Below are 23360 nucleotides of genomic sequence, written 5' to 3'. Positions count from 1 at the left end.
ATTTACCTGCGACTAATGATCATCTTTGGGAAAAACGGGAAATTGACTACTCAAATCAGCGCATCGGCTGGCGAGCATTTCCCTCAGAAGGTTCACCGGCTTACTCAATTGGGCGCGATGGGCGCACAACAGATTCAGCGGTGCGCGCTCACAGAGCAGCTCCGGCAGCAGCACTTTGAGCCTGCCGGCGAGCACATCGGCGCCGACGTCCAGCCACGATTTGTAGGCAATCCCGGCACCGGCCACCGCCCACAGGCGCACGACGTCAGCGTCGTCGCTGAAACGGTCACCACTGACGGTCAGACCGACTTCACGTTTGCCGTCGTGAAAACTCCAGTGGTCATGCACCCGGCTGCCGAGCATGTAAAGCAGGCAGTTGTGCTGGGCCAGCTGTTCGAGCTGGCGCGGTTCGCCGTGCCGGGCCAGATACGCCGGGGAAGCGCACAGCACGCGGTGGTTGTGCGGGGCGATGGGTAAGGCGACCAGGCTTGAGTCTTCCGGCTCGCCATAGCGCAAGGCAATGTCCACCGGTTGCCGAAACAGATCGGCGATGCGGTCGCCAAGCAGCAAACGCACGGTCAGCTTCGGGTGCTCGCGCTGGAACTCATCGAGCCACGGCAGCAACAGGTTGCGGCCAAAGTCCGAAGGCGCCGACAACTGCAAGACCCCGCTGACCTGATCCTGGCTGCTGGCGAGCAAACGCCGACCTTCATCAAGATTACTCAGCGCCGCCCGCGCGTATTCGAGAAAGCCTTCGCCCTCGGCGGTCAGGCGCAGGCTGCGGGTCGAACGCGCCAGCAAGCGTGCGCCCAATTGCTGTTCGATCCGCTTCAATGCCGCGCTGGCCACGGCGGCGGACATGTCCATCACCCGCGCCGCCGCCGACAGACTGCCCAGATCCGCCGCCCGGACAAACAACTGCAAGTCATCGAAACGCAACATGGTCAGCCTCGATTATCAAAAAAATATTGAAAGAGACTGCTCTTTTAGCCGGTTTTATCTCGCAGAGAAATAGCCAATCATCTCTCCATCGAATTCATCCCGCTTCTCTGGAGCCGAGCATGTCCCAGCCATTCACCGCCATCGCCACCCTGATCGCCAGACCCGGCCAGCAGGATCGTCTCGAACAGGGCCTGCGCGCACTGGTTGAGCCGAGCCGCGCCGAAGACGGTTGCAGCCAATATGACTTGCACCGCGACCTCGCCGACCCGCAGGTTTTTTATGTGATCGAACACTGGGCCAGTGAAGCGATTCTTGAGGCGCACAACAACAGCGCGCACTTTCGACACTTCCAGGCCAGCGCCGGCGACACCATCGAACATTTCCAGCTCAAGCGCCTCGGCGCGATTGCCTGATTCCTTCTTCTATTACCTGTACGGAGCCACTCATGAAAGCCATCGCCTATTACGCTTCCCTGCCGATCAGCGACGCCCAATCCCTGCAAGACATCGAGCTGCCAGAACCGGTCGCCGGCCCGCGCGACCTGCTGGTGGAAGTCAAAGCCATTTCGGTGAATCCGGTCGACACCAAGGTGCGGCAGAACGTGGCGCCGGAAAACGGTGCAGCGAAAGTATTGGGCTGGGACGTTGCCGGTGTGGTCAAGGCAGTCGGCAGCGAAGTGACATTGTTCAAGGCCGGCGACAAAGTCTTCTACGCCGGCTCCATCGCCCGTGCCGGCGGCAACAGTGAGCTGCACGTGGTCGATGAGCGCATCGTCGGCCGCATGCCCAAGTCGCTTGGTTTCGCCGAAGCCGCCGCGCTGCCGCTGACCGCGATCACCGCGTGGGAACTGTTGTTCGAACGTCTGCAAATTCGCGAGGGCAAAACCGATGAGGGCCAAAGCCTGCTGGTCGTTGGCGCGGCGGGTGGTGTGGGTTCGATCCTCACTCAATTGGCGAAACAGTTGACCGGGCTGAAAGTGATCGGCACCGCTTCTCGCGAACAGACTCGCGACTGGGTAAAAGACCTGGGCGCCGACTTGGTGATCGATCACAGCCAGCCGCTGAGCGAAGAGCTCAAGCGCGCCGGAATCGACCACGTGACCCACGTCGCCAGCCTGACCCAGACCGATCAGCACCTGGATCAACTGGTCGAAGCGCTGGCGCCGCAAGGCAAACTGGCATTGATCGACGATCCGAAGTCGCTGGACATCAGCAAACTCAAGCGCAAGAGCCTGTCGCTGCACTGGGAGTTCATGTACACCCGTTCGCTGTTCGAGACGCCGGACATGATCGAACAGCACAAACTGCTCAACCGCGTGGCCGAGCTGATTGATGCGGGGACGTTGAAGACCACGGTGGGCGAGCATTTCGGCACGATCAATGCGGCGAACCTGCGCCGCGCCCATGAGTTGCTGGAAAGTGGCAAAGCCAAGGGAAAAATTGTTTTAGAAGGTTTCTAAAAAACCGCACAGCGCAGCCTTCGCCGAACCTAGAGCGGTCGGCGGGGCTGCGCTGTTTTTTGCCGTCAGTCCGATGCTTGACCGTTGTCACAATTGCGATCGTATTCAGGTCTACAATCGAAGCCTCTGCGATACATCTTTTACGCAAGGGAGGTCAGCAATGAAGATCCTGATAAAAGAAGTGGCAAAGTCTCAATGGCAGGTTCGTCTGGACCAACACGCCGTGACATTCCGCAGTGAAGCCGAAGCATTGGCCTTCACCCGCACCCTCGAAGCGCGACTTTGCGCGCCCCATCAGATTCCCGATCGCAGCCAGCAGCGCGCCGCCGGCTGAGGTTATTTATGCCTCGGCCTGAGCTTGCGCCAGTGCCCGGGCGTTCTGCAGACGGCGGGTGATTAGCGCCACGCACACCACCAGCAAACCGCACACGCTGATGACTATTGCCATCGGCACGGCGGTGCCGTCGTGCAACACCCCTACCAGCGCCGAAGCCCCGGCGGCGACGCTGAATTGCATGCAGCCGAGCAGTGCCGACGCACTGCCGGCGCGTGCGCCCTGCCCGTTCATCGCGCAAGCAGCGGCGTTCGGGCTGATGCAACCCAGGCTCGATACGCAGATGAACAGTGGAATCAGCAGCGGCCACAAGGATTCGGTGTGCATTGCGCTGACCGCGAGCAACGCCAGCCCGGCGCCGAAGTAAACCCACACCGCCCGCGACAGCAGGAACGCCGGGCCGCGCTTGGCCAACATCCGCGCGTTGACCTGCGCCACCAGAATGAACCCCGCCGCATTGGTGCCGAACAGCCAGCCGAAATGCTCGGCCGGCACGCCATACAGCTTGATGAAAATAAACGGTGAGCCCGCGATGTAGGCGAACATCCCGGCGATGGCGATGCCACCGGTCAGGGCATGACCGAGGTAAACCCGATCCTTGAGCAAGCGCCCGTACTGGCGCAGGGCGCCGGACAACGGCTGGCGCGGCATGTGCGCTGGCATACTTTCCGGCAGCCCCAGCGCCACGGCCAAACCGGCCAGCGCGCTGAACCCGGTCAACACCAGGAAGATCGACTGCCAGCCTGTGGTGTTGACCAACAGACCGCCGAGCATCGGCGCCAGAATCGGCGCCAGGCCCATCACCAGCATCAATTGCGAGAAGACCTTCGCCGAGCCGACCGCGTCGCATTTGTCGCTGACCACCGCCCGGGAAATCACCATCCCCGCGCAACCGCCCAACGCCTGGACAAAACGCGCACCGATCAGCCATTCGAGGTTCGGCGCATAGGCGCAGGCCAGCGATGCCAAGGTGAACAGCGTGAGCCCTACGAGCAGCGGAATACGGCGGCCAAAGCGATCCGCCACGGGGCCGTAAAGCAGTTGGCCAATCGACAATCCGGCGAAATACGCCGCCAGCGTCATCTGTACATGTTTCTCGTCGGTGCCGAACGCCAGCGCCATCGAGGGAAATGCAGGTAAATAGAAGTCGATCGCCAAGGGCCCGAAGGCGGTCAAGGCACCGAGGATCAGAATGGTACGGAAGTTCATCAGGCATCCAGGTTGGCAAGTCGGCAGCCCGACAGTCTAGCCGCGCCCGGACGCCTTGAACATTCCGATAGCTCGCTAACTATAAAACTTCAGACGAGTTTCACCGCGTAGCCTTCTTCGCTGATTGCCTCGATGACCTGATCGCTGGTCAACGCGCTCTCGACGCCCACCTCTTTCGCCGCCAGATCGACCCGCACGCTGGCCGCCGGATCCTTGACCTGCAGAGCGTTGGTGATGGCTTTGACGCAATGGCCGCAGGACATGCCTTGAACGTTGAACACTTGCATGGAATGACTCCTTTGAGTGAGGTTGCCGGCAGTTTCGAGCTTGCCACGATGGCAAGGTCAAGTTCTTCAATAAACTGCCGGGCTGGCAATCGGCGCCGCGCTCGGCCAAGCTGCGTACATCAATGACTCGATTCAGGAGATTCAGCCATGCGCTGGTCAGCTTTCAGCCTGTTTGGCTTTCTCAGCCTCTTTGCCGCCGTTCCTCAAGTGCAAGCCGCTGGCGAGGACTATGCGGTGCTGATCATTTCCCGTGAGCGTCTGGAAGTGTCGACCTCCTGCGAGATCGGCGTGTACATCCAGGATCAGCTCTCGGCGCGGTTGCTGCAGGAGCAAAGCATTTCCTTCAACCTGCCGCCGGGCACTGTTTCGCTACGCTTGAAGTTGCTGCCGGGACAAGTCGCCGGTTGCAACCCGGGGATGCTCGCGCCGGGTTCGCAGGAGATCAAATTGCATGCCGGTGATGTGCTGAAGTATCGCTTGGCGATGAATTCCGAAGGCGTCTATCTGAAGCGCGCCGATCTCGAATACTAAGCAAATCCCAATTGTGGGAGCGAGCCTGCTCGCGAATACGGCGGGTCATTCAGCGATGATGTTGACTGACCCGCCGCTTTCGCGAGCAGGCTCGCTCCCACAGTTTGTTTTGCGGCGAGTCAAAGAATGGCGCTTGACCTTGCCCGCATGGCAAGGTTGATCCTTGTAGGCATCTACTACAGGGAGTACGACCGATGTCCGATTCCATCACGTTCGATCTGCCGATTGCCGGCATGACCTGCGCCAGTTGCGCCGGCCGTGTCGAGCGGGCGTTGAGCAAAGTCAGCGGCGCCAGTGCCGTGAGCGTCAATCTCGCCACCGAGCAGGCCCGTGTGCAGGCACCCGGCGGCAGTCTGCCGGCCTTGATGGACGCAGTTGAGCGCGCCGGTTACAGCGTCCCGCAGCAGACTATCGAATTGAAGATCGAAGGCATGACCTGCGCCTCCTGCGTCGGTCGCGTCGAGCGCGCCCTGAACAAAGTGCCAGGAGTGAAAAGCGTCAGCGTCAACCTGGCCAACGAACGTGCCCACCTCCAATTGCTCGGTCAGGTCGATCCGCAAACCCTGCTCGAAGCCGTCACCAAGGCCGGCTACTCGGCCAGCGTCTGGCAAGCCGAACACCCACAAACCGATAACCAACAACAGCGCCTGAAACATGAACGCTGGGCACTGATCTGCGCGATCGCCCTGGCTCTGCCGCTGGTGGCGCCGATGTTGCTGCAACCGTTTGGCATCCACTGGATGCTCCCGGCCTGGGTGCAATTCGCCCTCGCCACGCCGGTGCAGTTTGTTTTCGGTGCACGTTTCTATGTCGCCGCGTGGAAAGCCGTGCGGGCGGGAGCAGGCAACATGGACTTGCTGGTCGCCCTCGGCACCGGTGCCGGTTACGGCTTGAGCCTGTATGAGTGGGCCACCGCTGCCGGGCGCATGCCGCATCTGTATTTCGAAGCGTCGGCGGTGGTCATCGCTTTGGTGCTGCTCGGCAAATACCTGGAGAGCCGCGCCAAACGTCAGACCGCCAGTGCCATCCGCGCCCTCGAGGCGTTACGCCCGGAACGGGCCATTCAAGTGATCGACGGTCGCGAACAGGATGTCGCCATCAGCGCCCTGCGCCTCAATGATCTGGTGCTGGTCAAACCCGGCGAACGCTTCCCGGTCGATGGTGAAGTCATCGAAGGCCAGAGCCACGCCGACGAAGCATTGATCAGCGGCGAAAGCTTGCCGGTGCCGAAAGAACCGGGTGACAAAGTCACCGGCGGCGCGATCAATGGTGAAGGGCGCTTGCTGGTGCGCACTCAGGCGCTCGGCGCCGAGACCGTACTGGCGCGGATCATTCGTCTGGTCGAAGACGCCCAGGCGGCCAAGGCACCGATCCAGAAACTGGTGGATAAAGTCAGCCAGATCTTTGTGCCAACCGTGTTGCTGATTGCCTTGGCGACACTGATCGGCTGGTGGCTCTACGGCGCACCGCTCGAAACCGCGTTGATCAATGCGGTCGCGGTTCTGGTCATCGCCTGCCCGTGTGCACTGGGCCTCGCCACGCCGACCGCGATCATGGCCGGCACCGGCGTGGCCGCGCGTCACGGCATTCTGATCAAGGATGCTGAAGCGCTGGAACGCGCCCATGAAGTCAGCAGCGTGGTGTTCGACAAGACCGGTACGCTGACCTCCGGCACGCCGCGTATCGCCCATTTCACAGCAGTCGATGGTGACGAAAACACTCTGCTGAAACTGGCCGGCGCGCTGCAACGCGGCAGCGAACACCCGTTGGCCAAAGCGGTGCTCGATGCCGCAGCGGAACGAGGCCTGCACGTACCGGATGTCAGCGCCAGCCAGTCGCTCACTGGTCGCGGCATCGCCGGCAATCTCGACGGCCGGCGCCTGGCGCTGGGCAATCGCCGGTTGCTGGAGGAAAGCGCTTTGAGCGCCGGTAATCTGGGCGAATCCGCCCAAGCCTGGGAAACCGAAGGCCGCACCCTGTCATGGCTGATCGAGCAAAGTCCGGAGCCGAAAGTGCTCGGCTTGTTCGCCTTCGGTGACACCTTGAAACCCGGAGCGCTGGAAGCCGTGCAACAACTCGCTGCACGCGATATCCATAGCCATCTGCTGACCGGCGACAATCGCGGCAGCGCTCGCGTGGTCGCCGAGGCCTTAGGCATCAGCAATGTCCACGCCGAAGTGCTGCCAGCGGACAAAGCCGCCACCGTCACCGAGCTGAAAAAAACCGGCGTAGTCGCCATGGTCGGTGACGGCATCAACGACGCCCCGGCGCTCGCCGCTGCCGACATCGGCATCGCCATGGGCGGCGGCACTGACGTGGCCATGCACGCGGCGGGTATCACGCTGATGCGTGGTGATCCACGGCTGGTGCCGGCGGCGCTGGAAATCAGCCGCAAGACCTACGCGAAGATCCGTCAGAACCTGTTCTGGGCCTTCGTCTACAACCTGATCGGCATTCCGCTGGCAGCGTTCGGCTTCCTCAACCCGGTACTGGCCGGTGCGGCCATGGCGCTGTCGAGCGTCAGCGTGGTGAGCAATGCGCTACTGTTGAAAACCTGGAAACCCAAGGATCTGGAGGAACACCGATGAACATCGGCCAAGCGGCCAGACACAGTGGCCTGAGCGCGAAAATGATCCGTTATTACGAGTCGATTGGCCTGCTCAAGGCGGCCCATCGCACCGACAGCGGTTACCGGGTCTACGGCGACGACGACCTGCACACGCTGGCCTTCATCAAGCGCTCGCGGGACTTGGGCTTTTCGCTGGAAGAGGTCGGCAAACTGCTGACCCTCTGGCAGGATCGCCAGCGTGCCAGCGCCGATGTGAAAGCATTGGCGCGCCAGCACATCGACGAGTTGAATCAGAAGATCCGCGAACTCGGCGAACTGCGCGACACCCTGCAGGATCTGGTCGAGCACTGCAACGGCGACCATCGCCCGGATTGCCCGATCCTCAAGGAGCTGGCGTCGGGCTGCTGCGCGCAACCCGCCCGCGCTTGAGGGCGAGCACTTTCACCGTGAGCAATGTGCCGAGGGGAATGCCGTGGAACAGCATGACCACGGCACCCGGCGTCCACCACCCGTAGAACGGCGCGGCGATGAGCATGCCGATGCCGAATCCGCTCATTTGCAGCAAGGTCAGCATGCTGAAAATCGGCAGGCGCAACTGCTCGGGTTCGCGTTGCAGGCGCGACATCAGCCCGACTTCTGAAAAACCGTCTCCCAACCCCGCCGGCAAGGAAAACAGCAGCAGACCGTAGAGGCTGTGTTGCTGGAACATCAGGATAAAGCCGCAGGACATCAGCGCCACACCGAAGAAAAACCGTCGTTCGAGGTGGATGTTGTCCGAGCCTTTGAGACGGCTGGCGATTCGCGCACCCAGCAGTTTGCCGCTGGCCCACACCGCCAGCATCAGACCTAGAGTGGTGCTCGCCGACTCTGGCGTGAGCAGTTTGGAGATGATCGGAAAGCCGACGTTGTGCGCGGCGCTGCCCAAGGTGTCGGCCATGGTCACCGCCAGCATCGCGGCAATCACCGGTGCCGAACGCAGACCTTGCTTGAGTGCGGTCCATTCGCCGCGTTCGGGTGCTTCGTTGACTGTTGCGGGTTCGAAACGCAGCGGCACGATCAACAACGCTGCCAGCAAATAGGTCAGTGCATTCAGGGCGAACACTGTTTCAAAACCAAAACCCGCGACCAGCAAACCTGAAACCAGACTGCCGCCGACCATGGCCGCTGAAGACGCCGAAGTGATCCAGGCGTTGGCCTTGAGCAATTGCTCGGCGGGGATCAGACGCGGCAATTGACTGTTGAGGCCGATGGCGAACATCGAATTGCCCAGGCCCAGGCCGAAAGCGATCACGGGCAGCAGCAAGGCTTGCTGGCTGACGGGCACGATCAACAGCAAACCGAGCACGCTGGCGCGCAGCAGATCGAACGCGATCAACGGTGCGCGTCCGCTGCATCGACGGTAAAACGCGGTGCCGATCAGACTGGCAAAAATCCCCCCGCCGACGCGACTGGCGAGGAAGATCCCGACGCTCATCGCGCTGTTGCTCAGCAGGTAGACGTAGGTGGCCAGCGCGACCATGTTGAGGAAGGCGCCGAAATCGGAGATCAGACGGGCGGTGACGATCAGGTGGGTGTTGCGCGGGGTGGTCACATTCAGTCCTTGAGTGTGGTTGGAGCGGTGGACAGTAGACGCGAAATTGCGTTGATCCGAAAGAGGCCCTCACCCTAACCCTCTCCCAGGGGGAGAGGGGACTGATTGGGGGATGCTTCAGAGGTTCGCCGACCTGAACGTGCTGTATCGAATCCATAATCAACGCGGTAGCCCATTCCATAATCGACCCGGTATTTCAGGTCGATGAAATACGCCAGACACCTCGGTCGGCCCCCTCTCCCTCTGGGAGAGGGCTGGGGTGAGGGGCTTCTAGGGATTCTGATTCAAAAAAAAACCCGGCCGAAGCCGGGTTTCTCATCAAGCAATCACTGCATCCACGGTGGCGGAGGCGGTTCGTCAGACTTGCCTTTCGGCTCGTCGTCCGCCGCGCGGATGGCCTGCTTGCGTTCCTCGTCGAGGCGCGCCGCTTCGATCTCGCGCAGAACTCCGCCAACATCGGCCAGGTCTTCCGGATCATCGAACTCACCGGTCAGCACACTGTTCGGGTGCAAGGTGCCGGCTTCGTACAGCGCCCACATTTCCTTGGCGTACTTGGTCAGTTTCAACTCCGGCGCAAAGCGACCGAAGTAGGAAGCCATGTTGCCGACATCCCGCTCCAGCATGCTGAACGCGTGGTTGTTACCGGCTGCGTCGACGGCTTGCGGCAGGTCGATGATGACCGGGCCGGTCGGCGTCAGCAGCACGTTGAACTCCGAGAGGTCACCGTGCACCAGACCGGTACACAACATCAGCACGATCTGCGAAATCAGGAACGCGTGATACTCGCGCGCCTGATCCGGCTCCAGCACCACGTCGTTCAGACGCGGCGCGGCATCGCCGAATTCGTCGGCCACCAGCTCCATCAACAGCACGCCGTCGAGGAAGTCATACGGTTTTGGTACCCGCACCCCGGCGCCGGCCAGACGGAACAGTGCCGCCACTTCGGCGTTCTGCCAGGCATCTTCGGTCTCTTTGCGACCGAACTTGGAGCCTTTCGCCATCGCCCGAGCCTGTCGGCTGTTGCGAACCTTGCGGCCTTCCTGATACTCGGCCGCCTGGCGGAAACTGCGTTTGTTCGCCTCCTTGTAGACCTTTGCGCAACGTAACTGATTGCCGCAGCGCACCACATAAACAGCTGCTTCTTTACCACTCATCAGTGGGCGCAGCACTTCGTCGACCAGACCGTCCTCGATCAGGGGTTCAATGCGTTTTGGAGTCTTCATCAGCTTTTATTGTGGGTCCTTTATTACCAAACACGCGAATGTCACTCGTTATACGGCAATCCTCGCACAACGGGGAGGGGTTGCCGACCTGTGAACCTGTGAATGCACACACTGTGCCGAAAAATCGACCGCTGCGAATCATAGCTGAGCCGCCCTTGAATGTTGGTATCGGCCGTTGAGGGTATTTGCGACAGAATCTGACATTTGCGGTTTTAGCCTTTTACCCTCACCCCAGCCCTCTCCCCGAGGGAGAGGGAGCCGACCGAGGTGTCTGGCGTTATACATCGACCTGAAATACCGCGTCGATCATGGATTGGAATAAACATCTGACTGAAACACGTCGATTATGGATTGGGCTAACCATCTGACTGAAACACCGTCGATTATGGATTCGGTAAAGCTCGATCAGGTCGGCGTATCCCTCAAACATCCCCCAATCTGTCCCCTCTCCCTTTGGGAGAGGGTTAGGGTGAGGGCTCTTCTAGCGTTCGATGATGGCGGTAACGCCCTGCCCGCCCGCTGCGCAAATCGAAATCAGGCCCCGGCCCTTGCCCGCCGCATCCAGCAGCTTTGCCAAATTGGCGACGATACGCCCGCCAGTCGCGGCAAACGGATGCCCGGCCGCCAGCGAACTGCCCTTCACATTGAGTCGGCTACGATCTATCGAGCCCAGCGGTGCGTCGAGGCCCAGTCGGGTTTTGCAGTATTCGGGATCTTCCCAGGCTTTCAACGTACACAGCACCTGCGCGGCGAATGCCTCATGTATTTCGTAATAGTCGAAATCCTGCAAGGTCAGCCCATTGCGCGCCAGCAACCGTGGCACGGCGTAAACCGGCGCCATCAGCAGCCCTTCGGCGCCGTTGACGAAATCCACTGCCGCCGCTTCGCCATCGCGCAGATACGCGAGGATCGGTAAACCACGTTCCTTCGCCCATTCCTCACTGCCGAGCAATACCACCGACGCGCCATCGGTCAGCGGTGTGGAGTTGCCTGCCGTCAATGTGCCTTTTGCGCTTTTTTCGAAGGCCGGCTTCAGTGTCGCGAGTTTTTCCAGGGTCAGGTCCGGGCGCAGGTTGTTGTCGCGGGTCAGGCCAAGGAACGGCGTCATCAGGTCGTTGTGCCAGCCTTCGCTGTAGGACGCGGCGAGTTTGTGGTGGCTTTCGAGGGTCAGTTGATCCTGCTCTTCACGGGGGATCTGCCAGGCCTGCGCCATCAATTCACAGTGCTGACCCATCGACAGACCAGTGCGTGGTTCACCGATGCTTGGGAAATCCGGAATCAGATGTTTGGGCCGCAGTTGCAGAAAGGTTTTCAGCTTGTCGCCGGTGGTCTTGGCGCGGTTGGCTTGCAGGAGGATTCTGCGCAGACCTTCGCTGACACTGATCGGGGCGTCCGACGTGGTGTCGACACCGCCAGCGATACCGCTTTCGATCTGGCCGAGGGCGATTTTGTTCGCCACCAGGATCGCCGCTTCCAGGCCGGTGCCGCAGGCTTGCTGAATGTCGTAGGCCGGCGTCGCCGGAGACAGACGCGAGCCGAGCACGCATTCACGGGTCAGACTCATATCTCGTGACAATTTCAGTACCGCGCCTGCCACCACTTCGCCGATGCGCTGGCCGTGCAGGTTGTAGCGTTCGATCAGGCCTTCGAGGGCTGCGGTGAGCATCGCCTGATTGCTGGCCGTGGCGTACGGCCCGTTGGAACGGGCGAAGGGGATGCGGTTACCGCCAATGATCGCGACGCGGCGCAGCTGACTCATGAATAACTCCTTTTCAAATTGATCGAATTTGATGCGTTCCCCTGTGGGAGCGAGCCTGCTCGCGAAAACGCCGGCACATTCAGCATCTTCGGTGGCTGACAGATCGCTTTCGCGAGCAGGCTCGCTCCCACAAGTACCGCGCTCCTCTGCAAGACCTGCTAAACCTCAGTGTCTAGCGTAGGCCTTATTGCGTGGATCGAACGATTGATTGCCATCGACAGTCCACACTTTGAACCCCAACTTCTGGAGAGCGTTCCATGTCTGACCGCTATATCGACTTCGCCAACTCGTCCATCGGCCATCGTCTGGTCGGGGCGCTGGGTCTGCCGTCGCCGGTGCGACTGGAACGCTGGCAGGCCGGGCGCCTGCGGCCGGTGGAAGGTGCGCTGCTGATCGGCGGCGGGCCGCTGGCCGAGCGCATCAGTGCCTTCGCCAACCGTTTGACCGACGGCATCTACCGCTACGGCGAACAACCGGCGAGTGCCACCGAATGGATTCCCGGTCACGGGCCGAAACTCAAAGCCGTGGTGTTCGACGCCAGCGAATTGCTGCACACCGACCAGCTCAAACAGCTGCGCGAGTTCTTCCAGCCGCTGATGAAAAACCTTGAGCACAGCGCGCACCTGGTGATTCTCGGTCGTGCCCCGGAAACCCTGAGTGATCCGTTTGCCGCCAGTGCGCAACGAGCGCTGGAAGGGTTTTCCCGTTCGCTGGCCAAAGAACTGCGCAGCGGCGGCACGCTGCAATTGATCTACGTCGGCGACGGCGCGGAAGATCAACTGGAAGGTCCGCTGCGGTTTTTCCTTTCGCCGAAAAGTGCCTTCGTCTCTGGGCAAGTGATTCGTCTGACGGCTTGCGCGACGCCAGTGACTGACTGGACACGCCCGCTGGCCGGGCGCAAGGCGTTGGTCACCGGGGCTGCGCGTGGCATCGGCGCGTCCATTGCCGAAACGCTGGCCCGCGATGGCGCCGACGTGATCCTGCTCGATGTACCACCGGCCAAGACTGATCTTGAAGCCCTCGCCGCGCGCCTCGGCGGGCGCGCCATCACCCTCGATATCTGCGCCGAAGACGCCGCCACGCAACTGATCGAACAGCTGCCCGACGGCCTCGACATTCTGGTGCACAACGCCGGCATCACCCGCGACAAAACCCTGGCCAACATGACGCCGGAGTTCTGGGACGCGGTGCTGGCGGTCAACCTCAATGCCCCGCAAGTGTTGACCAAAGCCCTGCTCGACAGCGGCACGTTGCTCGACAACGCGCGGGTGATTCTGCTGGCCTCGATCAGCGGCATCGCCGGCAATCGCGGGCAAACCAACTACGCCGCGAGCAAGGCCGGTTTGATCGGGCTGGCGCAAGCCTGGGCTCCGACGTTGCTGGAACGTGGCATCAGCATCAACGCCGTCGCTCCCGGTTTTATCGAAACGCAGATGACCGCACACATCCCGTTCGGTCTGCGCGAGGCCGGGCGGCGCATGAGTTCGCTGGGCCAGGGCGGCTTGCCGCAGGACGTTGCCGAAGCGGTCGCGTGGCTGGCGCAACCGGGCACCGGCGCGTTCACCGGGCAGGCGCTGCGGGTCTGTGGACAAAGTGTTCTGGGGGCTTAGGCAATGAGCATCGAATGGCACACGCTGGATCGCGAACCGAGTCTGCCCGGGCTGTACGCGCGGGCGGCGACGCGACGGAAAATCACCGGCACCCGGTTGCCCGACAGTGGTTTGCGCTGTTGGGTCGATGTCGATGGCAAGCGCCTGGCTGCTTATCGCAAGGTCTGCGGTTTTGTCGATGACGGCCTGCTGCCACCGACCTATCCGCACATCCTCGCCTTCGCCTTGCAGATGCAATTGCTCACCGCCAAGGGGTTTCCGTTTCCGCTGCTGGGGTTGATTCATCTGAGCAACCGCATTCGCGTGTTGCGCCCGATGGGCGGCATCGGTCGGGCGCAAGTGAGCGTGCGCGTGACAAATCTGCAAGCGCATCCCAAAGGTGCAACGTTCGATCTGCTGACCACGCTGGATGATCAGCTCGGGCCGTTGTGGGAAGCCGAAAGCCAGATGCTCTGTCGCGGCGTGAAGCTTGAGGGCGAAGCTGTCGAACAAGACTGGGAACCCTCGCAATCGCTGGTGGAGGTGGCGCGCTGGAAAGCCCCGGCCGATATCGGGCGGCAATACGCCAAAGTCTCCGGAGACTACAACCCGATTCACTTGAGTGCGGCGAGTGCCAGGTTGTTCGGCTTTCCGACAGCGATCGCCCATGGTCTGTGGAACAAGGCACGCACACTCGCGGCACTGAGCGATCATTTGCCCAAGGCCAACCTCGAGATCGCCGTGCACTTTCGCAAACCGGTACGCCTGCCCAGTGAGGTGACCTTATTGGCGAGTGCGGCGGGGTCCAGTGGTGAGTTGCGGCTGATCGGTGCACAAGACCTGGAACACATGGTCGGGCAGTGGCAACCCATTGCCTGAGCACGCGGTACACCGTTAATTGTATGTATATAACTTAAGTTTTCGCCGTCCTTCCCCCTTCCACTGAAAAAACCCGGGCCTTGATTATCAAGGCCTTTTTTTGTGCGGCTATATCGTGGGTATTAGTTCTTAGGCGCTGAACTTCACCCTCTATATAAAGGCGTTAATACCAACTTGAGAATGGTGTGAAACCTGCCCCGGGACTGAGATTGAGCACAACGGGCGAAGGCATCTCCGGCGACAGACCGGCGAGCCATCGAAGACAACGTACGTTGTGACAGGTGCAAGGAATCTCCATCATGAAAACTCAAAACGTGTGGTGCAAATCAGCAATTGTTATCGCATTGATGCTCTCTCTTGGCCTCGCTGGTTGCAGCAGCGGCGGTGGCGGTCACAAGAGCAGTTCCGGCAGTTCGGCGGCGGATGGCACCGCAGGGACTGGCGGCACATCGGGTACTGACGGTACGGGTGGCACGGGTGGCACCGGTGATACTGCAGGCACTGGCGGCACTGGCGGCACTGGCGGAACCGGTGGCACGGGCGGTACTGGCGGAACCGGTGGTACCGATCCGACCAACCCGACTAATCCGACTGATCCAACCAACCCGACCAATCCAACCACTACACCGCTGGTAACCACCACGTTGGTGCAGGATGTCGGTACAACCGTCGCTGGCGTCGGCGATGGCGTTGGCCAGATCGGCGATTCCCTGAGCACCGTGCCTGTGGTCGGTGGCGTGGTGCAGAGTGCGGCCAACACCGCAGGCAATGTTGTCAGCACCTTGGGTGATGGCATCACCGATGGCGTTGGCAAACTGGCCACCGATCCCAATGGCCTGACCACCACCGTTGCTTCGGTTGGCGGTGTAGTGACGGATGTCGGCAACGGCGTCTCCGACCTCAGCGCCAAGCTGTCCACTACCACCAGCAGCGTGCCAGTGGTGGGCGGTGTGGTCACCAAAGTCGCACCGCTGCTTGATGGGGTCGGCGAGAAAGTCACCATGCTCGGCAATACCCTCGACACCACGCTGACCAGCGGCCCGACCAGTCAACTGACGAACAAACTCGGCAGTAGCCTGGTGCCGGTGATTGCGATGGTTGAAAGCACCACTGACAAAGTCGGCGATGCGACCGGTCTCGGCGACCCGCTCAAAGGCGTGGTGGCGCAAGTCGGTGGCGCGGTGAACACACTGGGCGGCAATGTTACCGATGCGGGTAACGGCAACGCCTTGACCAATACACTTGGCGGCGCGTTGAGCGATACCGGCACCGCAGTTGCCAAGGCCGGTGGTCTGGTGTCCAACGGCACCGGTTCAGGCACTGGCGGCGTGGGCGGTGGCCTCGGTGGCACTGGCCTGCTGCAAACGGTTGGCGGCGCGGTGGTCAATGTCGGCTCAGGTCTGGCGGCTGGCAACGGCACTCTCGCAGCGCCTGGCAACGTCCTCGCAGCGGCTGGCAACACGGTGGCTTCGCTTAACACTGTACTCGGCGGATCCGGCACCCCGATCACCGCAACTACCTCACCGCTGGCCACAGTTGGCGCCACCTTGGGCACTAGTCTGAATCCGGTCACCAGTGGCGTTACCAACGTGACTCAGCAACTCGGCGCGGCTACCGGTATCGGCTCTCCCGTTGCAGGTCTCACTGGCCAGGTGGGCGGTGCGGTCAGCAGTATCGGCGGCAGCATTGCCGCCACCAACAACCCGGTCACCACCGCGGTCGGTGGTCTGGTCACTAACGTCGGCGGCACCGTTGCCGCTGTCGGCGGACTGGTCAACGGCGGTACCAGCGGGGGCACCACCGGAGGCAGTCTGGGCGGCGTACTCGGCGGTCTGACCGGCGCCCTGGGAGGCAACACACGCTAAATTGCACCTGGCCGATTCGACGGCCTCACCTACAGCGCCTACGCTTGGTTGAGGGCGGAAGATTCCCACGAGTCTTCCGCCTTTTTTCTTAGGAGAATTCAGCCAAGTGCTGTGATCTGACCATGGAGTGTCCTATGCGCGTAATGGCATCCCTGCTGTTCCTCAGTCTCAGTTCCGCCGCCCTCGCCGACACCCTGCCCAGCTTTCTCAACAGCAACGAAACCATCCGCAATCTGCCTGTGCCCAACCTGCCGGCCGACGCCTATCGACCGAGTGCCACACCGGTGCAAGTGCCGGACGCCGGTGCAGCCGCCGCGCAGCCACTGCTGATGGACACCAAAATCAATCTGCAAACCGTGCAGATCGAAGGCGGAACCCTCTACCCGCTTAACGAACTCGCTGAAATCTATAAGCCCCTGATCGGCCGGCAAGCCACGCTCGCCGACCTGATCGAAGCCACGCGCAGCATCACTCGTCGCTATCAGCAGGACGGTTATCTGCTGTCCTACGCGTTCTTGCCGCAGCAAAACTTCAATGACGGCGTAGCGCGTGTCGTGCTGGTGGAAGGCTACGTGCGGGATATCCAGATTCAGGGCGATGTGGGTCGGGTCAAAGCCCTGCTCGACAAACTGGCGGCGAAAATCCAGGCCGAACGGCCGCTGACCCGCAAGACCTTCGAGCGCTACACCACGCTGATGACACGCATCCCCGGCGTGACGATTCAGGCCCAGGTGCCACCACCGGGCACCACCGATGGCGCGACCACGCTGATCGCCCAGGCCAGCCGCAAACCGTTCACCAGCACCCTGAGCACCACCGAAGACAACCGCAACGGCACCCAGGCCTTGCTCGGTGTCAGCAGCAACTCGCAAACCTCGATGGGCGAGCAACTGACCCTCAGCGGCCTGTTTCCGCCCGGTGACGATCACGAACATTACTACCGCCTCGACTACAGCCAGTTTCTCAATGACGAGGGTGCGCAACTGGCCTTGTCCGCTTCACGCTACCGAGCGGACCCCGGCACCAATGTCGTGCTCGACAATGGCCTGCAACTCAAACCGCACCGCGAAAACGATCGCTACTCGATCGGCCTCACGTTGCCGCTGATTGCCGCTTCCAACGAACTGCTGACGGCCGGCTCAAGGCTCTACGCAGTCAACGACAAGACCCGCTACAACGTGATCGGCTACCCACTGAGCGTCGAAGAGCGCACCGACATCCGCGCCCTCGCCTTCGAGAGTGACTGGCGCAAGGCTGATGCCCGACAACTGCGGATCCTCAGCGGCGGTGTGTACCAGGGCCTGGACAGCATGGGTGCGAAAACCAACAACGACGCCATCGACCTCGACTTCTTCCGCCTGCGCCTGTCCGGCGTGCAGAGCGACAAGTTCCTCGACAACTGGCAAGGCGTGCTGTCGGCCGCACTTTACTGGAGCGACGACAGCCTGCCCGACAGCGAGCGCGCGGTGTTCGGCGGGCAGAATTTCGGTCGCGGTTATCCCGACGATCAAGCGTCCGGCGACAAGGGCTGGGGCGTGGCTTACGAGGTCAACTACAGTTTCAACCGCGACGGCAACTGGGTGCGCATCCTGCAACCGTATGTCGTGCTCGATCGCTCGCGCAGCTGGTTCAACGAATTGCCGGTGCGGGCCAACAATCTGTCATCGGCGGCGATCGGCCTGCGGTTTGGCGATGCCAAGTACTACAACATTGCGCTGGAGGCAGCGAAGGCGATGTCGGATGAAGCACTGGATACGTTCAATCGCAAGCCTCGGTACAGCATCAGCTTCAGTTATCAGTTGTAGGGCCGAGATTGCACGCCAGCCCTGAGTCAAAACAACTGTGGGAGCTGGCTCGCTCCCACAGGTTTTACGTGATGCGGATCAGAACGCGTAACGCACCTTCGCGGTAAAGCCGTCGGAATCAAACCCGCTGGCCGTTACGTAGTCGTACGAGCCACCGACGCTCCACGCGCCCATCCGATAATTGGCGCCCAGACCCAGTTCGTAACTGTCGCGCACCGGCGTGGTGCCCCGGCTGGTGAACGAATCGCCGCCCAGTACAAACGAAGACGTCGTGCCGACCTTGTCGCCGATGAAGTCGTGCCAGGCCATGAGTTTCGCTTCCGGTTCAAGACTGCCGGTGCCCACTGCAAACGCTGCAGCGAGGCGCGCGCCCACACCCATTTCACCGACTTCATAACGCTGACTGCCGACATTCAGCGAGGCCGAACTGCCCTTCTCGCGATATGAATCCATGCCGACGTTGGCGTAACGCACACCGACCTGCGGCTCCAGCACCACACCCGGGGTCAGGCGCAGGGTATAACCGGCCAAGGCGCTGACGCCGAATACATCGCTGTCGTAATCGCCTTTGGCGCGGGTGCCGGCGATGTAGCGTTTGGATTCGTTGTCGTTCCAGCCATACATCAGCGAAGCGTCCACGAACCAGTTGTCGTGCATCCAATTGCCGTAAGCGGTCAGCGCATGACCGGTCACTTTGGTTTTGCTGCCGATATCGGATTTCACATCGCTGTCGAGGTAGCTGTAAGCCAGACCGATCGATGTGTCGGCGTTCAACTGGCCGTCGGCGCCTACGGCAATCCCGTGGCTGTCGGCGTCATAACCAGCGACACCGCGACGGGCATCCTGATCGGCATCGCTGTTGAGGGCTTGCAGCCAGACGCCTTTTTCCAGGCTGCCGGTGGCCGTACGTGCGCGATTGGCGCGGTCGTTGATCACGCCCGAGACCAGCGTCTGGCTGTTGGTGGCGGCGTGCAGGACACCACGGCTGACGTCCGGGCTGAGCGTCTCGGCCAGCCGCGCCAGTTGCGTGTCGGTGCTGGCATTGGCGAACGCCTGGAACACCGGATCCTGTTCACCAAGACGTGACATCAGCGAGGCCGACAGTCCGACCAGCGCAGAAGCAGCATTTCGGGTGCCACCCGCATCGAGGGTGTTTTGCGTCAACACATCTTGCGACTTGGTGCTGACCAGCGCCTTGACGTCGTTGCCTTCCACGCCGAAGCTTTTGACCTCCAGCAACGCCGAAGACGACTCGACCGTAAGGTTTTCGCCGCCGATCAGATTGCCCGAACGGATCAACGTGTAGCGGTTGCCACCAGCGGCGGTGCGAAAATCGCTGGAGCGTGCCTGCAATTGCACATGGCCGCCCGGCGCGATCTCGGTGGTGCCGGTGACGGTCAGAATCGCCCGGTTGATGTCGGTGTCATTGCCGATCGACATCGCAATCACCGAGTCCGCTTCTTCCATGTCCAGATCGCCGACGATCGTGGTATGTGCCCGCGCCAGGGTCAGCGTGCCTTCTTGTACCGTGACGTAACCGGACTTGATCGTCGCGCCATCGAAGTTGACCTCGCCATCAATCGACACCCCGGAAAGGCCCAGCAAGTCGCCTTTGACATCGCCGTTATTCCAGTAAAAGTAACTCAGGCCATCGTCCACTTGAATGGCCGCCGTACCGCCCTCGATCATGCCGTATGACTGAACAATGTTGAGCGGACCTTGTCCTGCGGGCTGGTTGTACACATGAATGCCGATGCTCTCCCCGTATACGTTGCCGTAGTTGTAGAGACCGTATTGGCTCGCATTCGATGCAGACACAAGCTGCACCCCGTTCAACACCAAAGCTTCGGCGCCACTGCCGGTGGCCCTGAGCGTCGACCGGCTCACGACGGCGGCGGACAGTGCGGTGTTTTCCAGATAAAGGCCACGGGCGTTGGTGCCGCTGACGACGATGGGGCCGGAGTTGATCACACCGCGGCCAAAAGAAGTGTCGACCAGCGCAACCCCGGTGGCGTTATTGCCGCTCACCGTGATTGGACCTGAGTTCATGAAGGTGCCACGAACCGGAGTGTCCTTCAGCGCGATACCCGTCGATTCACCGCTGGCAGCCAGGCCATTGACCGTGACCGAACCCTCGTTGCTGAAGTTGTAGCCGAGCTGCGCCCACGACACGCCCGCCGCTGGCGCTATGTCGATCCCGACACCGTGGGTGGCGCCATCGATGGTGATCCTGGCCTTGTTGACGATTTCGCTATTGACCGACAAACCGGTGAACCGCGCCGCGCTGGTCATCGCCGACGAAGAGCTTTCCACAACATTCGCCGTGCCCACGAGATTCAGAAAATCGTACGTCTGCTTGACGCTGACCAATGGCCCCGTGCCCAGATCGTAATTGAGCGTGACAGCGCCGACACCCGGAGCCTGAACAACGGCAGCCGCCACAGAAAGCGCCAGCAAAGAGCGGCGCAGACAAGAAGTATTCAAACGAGATTCCCTTCCAAAACATGAAAAACAGTTTCAGCAGGGTTCACGTATTCATTCAGGCATCCCTACCGGCCCGCCAGGTGTCCTGGCTCGGGCGCGGGGAATGTACACGAGCCATCACTTTGACACCATCAAAAAGTCAAAGAAATGACGTCAAATATTCAAGGAAACCGACCAACTGTCAGTCCGCAATCGCGAGCAGGCTCACTCCTACAGAAAAACAAACGCAAGAGCAGCGCAAATCGCACATCGCTTCTGCTCCTCACCACTCAACAGGATGAGCGTTAGCTCGGCTGCAGCTCTTGATCTTGATCCACGGGCGACGTCGGAAGGCTGAGCGGAGGGATCGATCCGGGGGTGGGAGCGAAGCGACCGTTTGGCGAAGCCAAACACAGCGAGAGGAGGTGCAGCGAAGCAAACCGTAGGCGCTGCGCCCGGATCGATCCCGGAGCGAAGGAACCCCGAGCTTTAGCGAGTGGGCCGCACGTAGGAGCAAGCCTTTTTGGGTACTTTTTCGGCGTCTGGAAAAAGTGCCTCGCCGTAAGGGCGAAACCGCCAGCCACAACACCCGCAGCAACGGATATTCACCAAAAACACCCAAAGCACGGTCGGCCCAAAGGCCGCCGAGTTCAACCTCAGCCAACCTGAACCTTAGGCTTGGGAAACAGATTATCCAAAGTCTCCAACAACCTGACGTGATAAATCGGCTTGCGAAACAGATCCAGCACCTGCAACCGCAACATGTCGCTGACATCCTCCATATCCGCATGCCCCGACGTCACAATCACCGGCAAATGCTGCCGAGAAGTATGCTCACGCAACCGCTTGATCAACGACATCCCGGACTCCTCCGGCATACGCAAATCAGTAATCACCAACGCGATATCCGGATACCGCGTCAGATGATGCAACGCCAGCTTCACCGACGTCGCCGTATGGCAAGTAAACCCTTCACCCTCCAGCAACTCTGCCAGCTCCAGCAACGCGTCCTCTTCATCGTCAACCAGAAGCAACTGTTGGCGCGGCAGCGAGGAAGCAGTCATGGGCAATCCCTGAAAACTGAAAGTGAACCCGAGTGTAGCGCGGCATCAACCAGGCAGCAGTTTCATTCAACTCAGGGCGGCGGTGCGGGGGCCGTCACGGCAGTGCCGCCCAGTGCCACCAGCAAATTGTTGAACATCACCAGTACCCGGGCGCCAACGGGGGTGACGAACACGATGACCACCACCGCCACCATCGCCACGACAATCGCATACTCGATTGCCGACGCGGCTTCAGTACTGGCAAAGAAGCCGCGGACACGCACTTTCAAATAATCAAAGAGCATCGCCATTCTCCTCGCCAGTCAGGGCCTGGTTACCGCTGTGCCACCCAGCCCGGTCAGAATATTGTTGAAGTAAGCCAACACGCGGTTACCCAGCGGCGTGACGAAAGCCACCACGACCACGGCAACCATCGCCACCACGATCGCATATTCGATCGCCGACGCGGCTTCTTCGTTTTTGACCAGCAAACGGACTCTGGCCATCAAATAATCGAGGATCATCCGACACATACGACTACTCCTTTGCGCCTGTGGCGCCCATGTCACGCTGCTGCGGTAAAAACCACCGTGCCATTTGAGCATTGTCAACAAAGCCCCACCCAACAACTGTAAGAACGGATTAATCACAAAGGATTAATCACATCGCGAAGTTGCCGATTGCTGCTGTTAATTGGCCAAGACTCATACTTTAGTGGGTTATTTTCCTGTCACTAATGGCGTTTTGGCTTGGATCAGCTAGCGTGGAAATAGCGAAATAGTTGCATGTTCATAGCTGCCGGATTGGGAACTTCTCTCGTAAGCAAGTGCAGTGGGTAGTGCAGCAGGAAAGGGAGAGCCGTCATGAACAGTCGCGTCACCATGGGCCTTGCAGCCATCCTTCTGCTTGGAGCGATCTTTGTCGGTTACTGGGGGCTGGTGCTCAGTCGTCAACCGGCACCCGTCGCCGAAGCCCCCGTTGCTCCAGCCGTCACCGTTGAAAAAACTGTCGCGATCGCCGAAGACCAGACTCGCCAACCGGTGGTGGTATTGCTGCACGATGTACCGCCCTTCACCGCGCTGACGGCGGCCGAGGTCGCGTTGGAAAAACTGCGCAGTGCACCGGCCGGCAGCTTGAGCAATGTCGATCAGGCCATCGGCCGCACACCCTGGCGGCACCTCAGCGCCGGCACTTGGCTGAACGATGAAAGCTTCACCGCCGGCGGCTCACTGGCACGCATGATTCACAGCGATGAACGTGCCCTCACCGTGGCCGTCGATGAAGTGATCGGCGCGGCCGGGCAACTGATCCCCGGCGATTACGTCGATGTGCTGCTGTATCTGCGCCAGGACACCAGCAATCTGGAACAGTCCGCGCAGATCGTCGTCCCGGCCATGCGGGTGCTCGGGGTTGGCGATCAATATGGACTGACCAACGACGGCCAACCTGCTTCGCCGGCCCTGAGCGCCGATGAAAAACTCAAACAGGATCAACGCCGCATCGCCGCGCGCACCGTGGTGCTGGCGGTGCCGGAACAACTGCTCAGCCGACTGATGCTGGCAACGCAAGTCGGCACCTTGCGTCTGGCCGTACGCAGCAGCGAAGAACAACGCCTGGCCAAATACTGGGCCGGCGAAGCTCAGGCGCCGGCACATCTGAACACTGCCAACAGCCAACTCTTCCAGTTCACCCAACTGGCCTTGGGCGCTGGACCGAAAGCGCCTGCCGGTGGCGGTTCCGGCGCGGCCCCGAGGCCTGCCGTGGAAATCATTCGCGGCAATCAGATCACCCAACAAAACCCATGACTGCGCA

General features: G+C 60.9%; 21 protein-coding genes and 1 pseudogene. 11 read left to right on the top strand and 11 right to left on the bottom strand.

The window, feature by feature from the left end; translation table 11 throughout:
* Positions 1 to 12 precede the first annotated feature (12 nt).
* A complete protein-coding gene (locus tag PspS49_RS03445) occupies positions 13 to 942 on the bottom strand; it encodes a LysR family transcriptional regulator (protein WP_160038112.1) in 930 nt (309 codons plus the stop codon).
* A gap of 119 nt (positions 943 to 1061) precedes the next feature.
* On the opposite strand from PspS49_RS03445, the gene PspS49_RS03440 reads away from it, so the two are divergent.
* The 3 genes from PspS49_RS03440 to PspS49_RS29635 all read left to right on the top strand — a co-directional run bounded on the left by PspS49_RS03440 (position 1062) and on the right by PspS49_RS29635 (position 2735).
* Positions 1062 to 1355, top strand: a complete 294-nt coding sequence (locus PspS49_RS03440) for a putative quinol monooxygenase (RefSeq protein WP_160038110.1) — start codon at positions 1062 to 1064, stop codon at positions 1353 to 1355.
* A gap of 32 nt (positions 1356 to 1387) precedes the next feature.
* Entirely contained in the window at positions 1388 to 2401 is a 1014-nt protein-coding gene (locus PspS49_RS03435; protein WP_160038108.1) for a zinc-binding alcohol dehydrogenase family protein, read from the top strand.
* 160 nt (positions 2402 to 2561) lie between these two features.
* A complete protein-coding gene (locus PspS49_RS29635; protein ID WP_007914687.1) occupies positions 2562 to 2735 on the top strand; it encodes a hypothetical protein in 174 nt (57 codons plus the stop codon).
* A gap of 6 nt (positions 2736 to 2741) precedes the next feature.
* On the opposite strand, the gene PspS49_RS03430 is transcribed toward PspS49_RS29635, so the two are convergent.
* Both PspS49_RS03430 and PspS49_RS03425 read right to left on the bottom strand, forming a co-directional pair.
* Positions 2742 to 3944: a multidrug effflux MFS transporter gene (locus PspS49_RS03430; RefSeq protein WP_127925716.1), complete on the bottom strand. Its 1203-nt coding sequence runs from the start codon at positions 3942 to 3944 to the stop codon at positions 2742 to 2744.
* Positions 3945 to 4033: 89 nt separating this feature from the next.
* The gene (locus PspS49_RS03425; RefSeq protein WP_127925715.1) at positions 4034 to 4231 is read right to left on the bottom strand and encodes a cation transporter; all 198 of its coding nucleotides are present in this window, start codon (positions 4229 to 4231) and stop codon (positions 4034 to 4036) included.
* A gap of 147 nt (positions 4232 to 4378) precedes the next feature.
* On the opposite strand from PspS49_RS03425, the gene PspS49_RS03420 reads away from it, so the two are divergent.
* Positions 4379 to 4762 (top strand): hypothetical protein, encoded by a 384-nt coding sequence (locus tag PspS49_RS03420; RefSeq protein ID WP_093430287.1) that lies wholly within the window; start codon positions 4379 to 4381, stop codon positions 4760 to 4762.
* Between the two features lie 11 nt (positions 4763 to 4773).
* On the opposite strand, the pseudogene PspS49_RS29760 reads toward PspS49_RS03420, so the two are convergent.
* Positions 4774 to 4863 (bottom strand): annotated as a pseudogene (locus tag PspS49_RS29760) (metal ABC transporter ATP-binding protein); the annotation flags it as partial.
* Positions 4864 to 4956: 93 nt separating this feature from the next.
* On the opposite strand from PspS49_RS29760, the gene PspS49_RS03415 reads away from it, so the two are divergent.
* A complete protein-coding gene (locus PspS49_RS03415) occupies positions 4957 to 7350 on the top strand; it encodes a heavy metal translocating P-type ATPase (RefSeq protein WP_160038106.1) in 2394 nt (797 codons plus the stop codon).
* A complete protein-coding gene (gene cueR, locus PspS49_RS03410) occupies positions 7347 to 7760 on the top strand; it encodes a Cu(I)-responsive transcriptional regulator (protein WP_025111722.1) in 414 nt (137 codons plus the stop codon). Before PspS49_RS03415 ends, cueR begins: the two co-directional genes overlap by 4 nt.
* Here the strand turns inward: cueR and PspS49_RS03405 are convergent.
* The 3 genes from PspS49_RS03405 to PspS49_RS03395 all read right to left on the bottom strand — a co-directional run bounded on the left by PspS49_RS03405 (position 7714) and on the right by PspS49_RS03395 (position 11904).
* On the bottom strand, positions 7714 to 8922 hold the full coding sequence (locus tag PspS49_RS03405; RefSeq protein ID WP_160038104.1) for an MFS transporter: 1209 nt from the start codon (positions 8920 to 8922) through the stop codon (positions 7714 to 7716). The genes cueR and PspS49_RS03405 overlap by 47 nt on opposite strands.
* A gap of 326 nt (positions 8923 to 9248) precedes the next feature.
* Entirely contained in the window at positions 9249 to 10145 is an 897-nt protein-coding gene (locus PspS49_RS03400; RefSeq protein ID WP_007914672.1) for a PA4780 family RIO1-like protein kinase, read from the bottom strand.
* 481 nt (positions 10146 to 10626) lie between these two features.
* Positions 10627 to 11904, bottom strand: a complete 1278-nt coding sequence (locus PspS49_RS03395) for an acetyl-CoA C-acetyltransferase (protein ID WP_150750017.1) — start codon at positions 11902 to 11904, stop codon at positions 10627 to 10629.
* A gap of 257 nt (positions 11905 to 12161) precedes the next feature.
* Here PspS49_RS03395 and PspS49_RS03390 point away from each other — a divergent pair, with 257 nt between their 5' ends.
* The 4 genes from PspS49_RS03390 (at position 12162) to PspS49_RS03375 (ending at position 18042) form a co-directional block, all read left to right on the top strand.
* Positions 12162 to 13514: a 3-oxoacyl-ACP reductase gene (locus PspS49_RS03390; protein ID WP_127925711.1), complete on the top strand. Its 1353-nt coding sequence runs from the start codon at positions 12162 to 12164 to the stop codon at positions 13512 to 13514.
* 3 nt (positions 13515 to 13517) lie between these two features.
* A complete protein-coding gene (locus PspS49_RS03385; protein ID WP_160038102.1) occupies positions 13518 to 14372 on the top strand; it encodes a MaoC/PaaZ C-terminal domain-containing protein in 855 nt (284 codons plus the stop codon).
* Between the two features lie 299 nt (positions 14373 to 14671).
* Positions 14672 to 16237: a collagen-like triple helix repeat-containing protein gene (locus PspS49_RS03380; RefSeq protein ID WP_160038100.1), complete on the top strand. Its 1566-nt coding sequence runs from the start codon at positions 14672 to 14674 to the stop codon at positions 16235 to 16237.
* A 134-nt stretch (positions 16238 to 16371) separates the two neighbouring features.
* Positions 16372 to 18042 carry a POTRA domain-containing protein gene (locus PspS49_RS03375; RefSeq protein ID WP_160038098.1) on the top strand — a complete coding sequence of 557 codons (1671 nt, stop codon included), beginning with the start codon at positions 16372 to 16374 and terminating at the stop codon, positions 18040 to 18042.
* A 78-nt stretch (positions 18043 to 18120) separates the two neighbouring features.
* On the opposite strand, the gene PspS49_RS03370 is transcribed toward PspS49_RS03375, so the two are convergent.
* The 4 genes from PspS49_RS03370 to PspS49_RS03355 all read right to left on the bottom strand — a co-directional run bounded on the left by PspS49_RS03370 (position 18121) and on the right by PspS49_RS03355 (position 22072).
* Complete coding sequence (locus PspS49_RS03370) at positions 18121 to 20526, bottom strand: autotransporter outer membrane beta-barrel domain-containing protein (protein ID WP_160038096.1); 2406 nt, start codon at positions 20524 to 20526, stop codon at positions 18121 to 18123.
* Positions 20527 to 21161: 635 nt separating this feature from the next.
* Entirely contained in the window at positions 21162 to 21569 is a 408-nt protein-coding gene (locus PspS49_RS03365; RefSeq protein ID WP_127925706.1) for a response regulator, read from the bottom strand.
* A gap of 71 nt (positions 21570 to 21640) precedes the next feature.
* The gene (locus PspS49_RS03360) at positions 21641 to 21853 is read right to left on the bottom strand and encodes a Flp family type IVb pilin (protein ID WP_150750022.1); all 213 of its coding nucleotides are present in this window, start codon (positions 21851 to 21853) and stop codon (positions 21641 to 21643) included.
* Positions 21854 to 21871: 18 nt separating this feature from the next.
* Complete coding sequence (locus PspS49_RS03355; protein WP_042705039.1) at positions 21872 to 22072, bottom strand: Flp family type IVb pilin; 201 nt, start codon at positions 22070 to 22072, stop codon at positions 21872 to 21874.
* A 339-nt stretch (positions 22073 to 22411) separates the two neighbouring features.
* Between PspS49_RS03355 and cpaB the strand changes: the two genes are divergently transcribed.
* Positions 22412 to 23353: a Flp pilus assembly protein CpaB gene (gene cpaB, locus PspS49_RS03350; protein WP_160038094.1), complete on the top strand. Its 942-nt coding sequence runs from the start codon at positions 22412 to 22414 to the stop codon at positions 23351 to 23353.
* Positions 23354 to 23360 lie beyond the last annotated feature (7 nt).

The organism is Pseudomonas sp. S49 (assembly GCF_009866785.1).
Lineage (GTDB): Bacteria > Pseudomonadota > Gammaproteobacteria > Pseudomonadales > Pseudomonadaceae > Aquipseudomonas.
The sequence above is the reverse complement of the archived record's forward strand: the minus strand, read 5'-3'. Positions and strand labels throughout refer to the sequence as shown.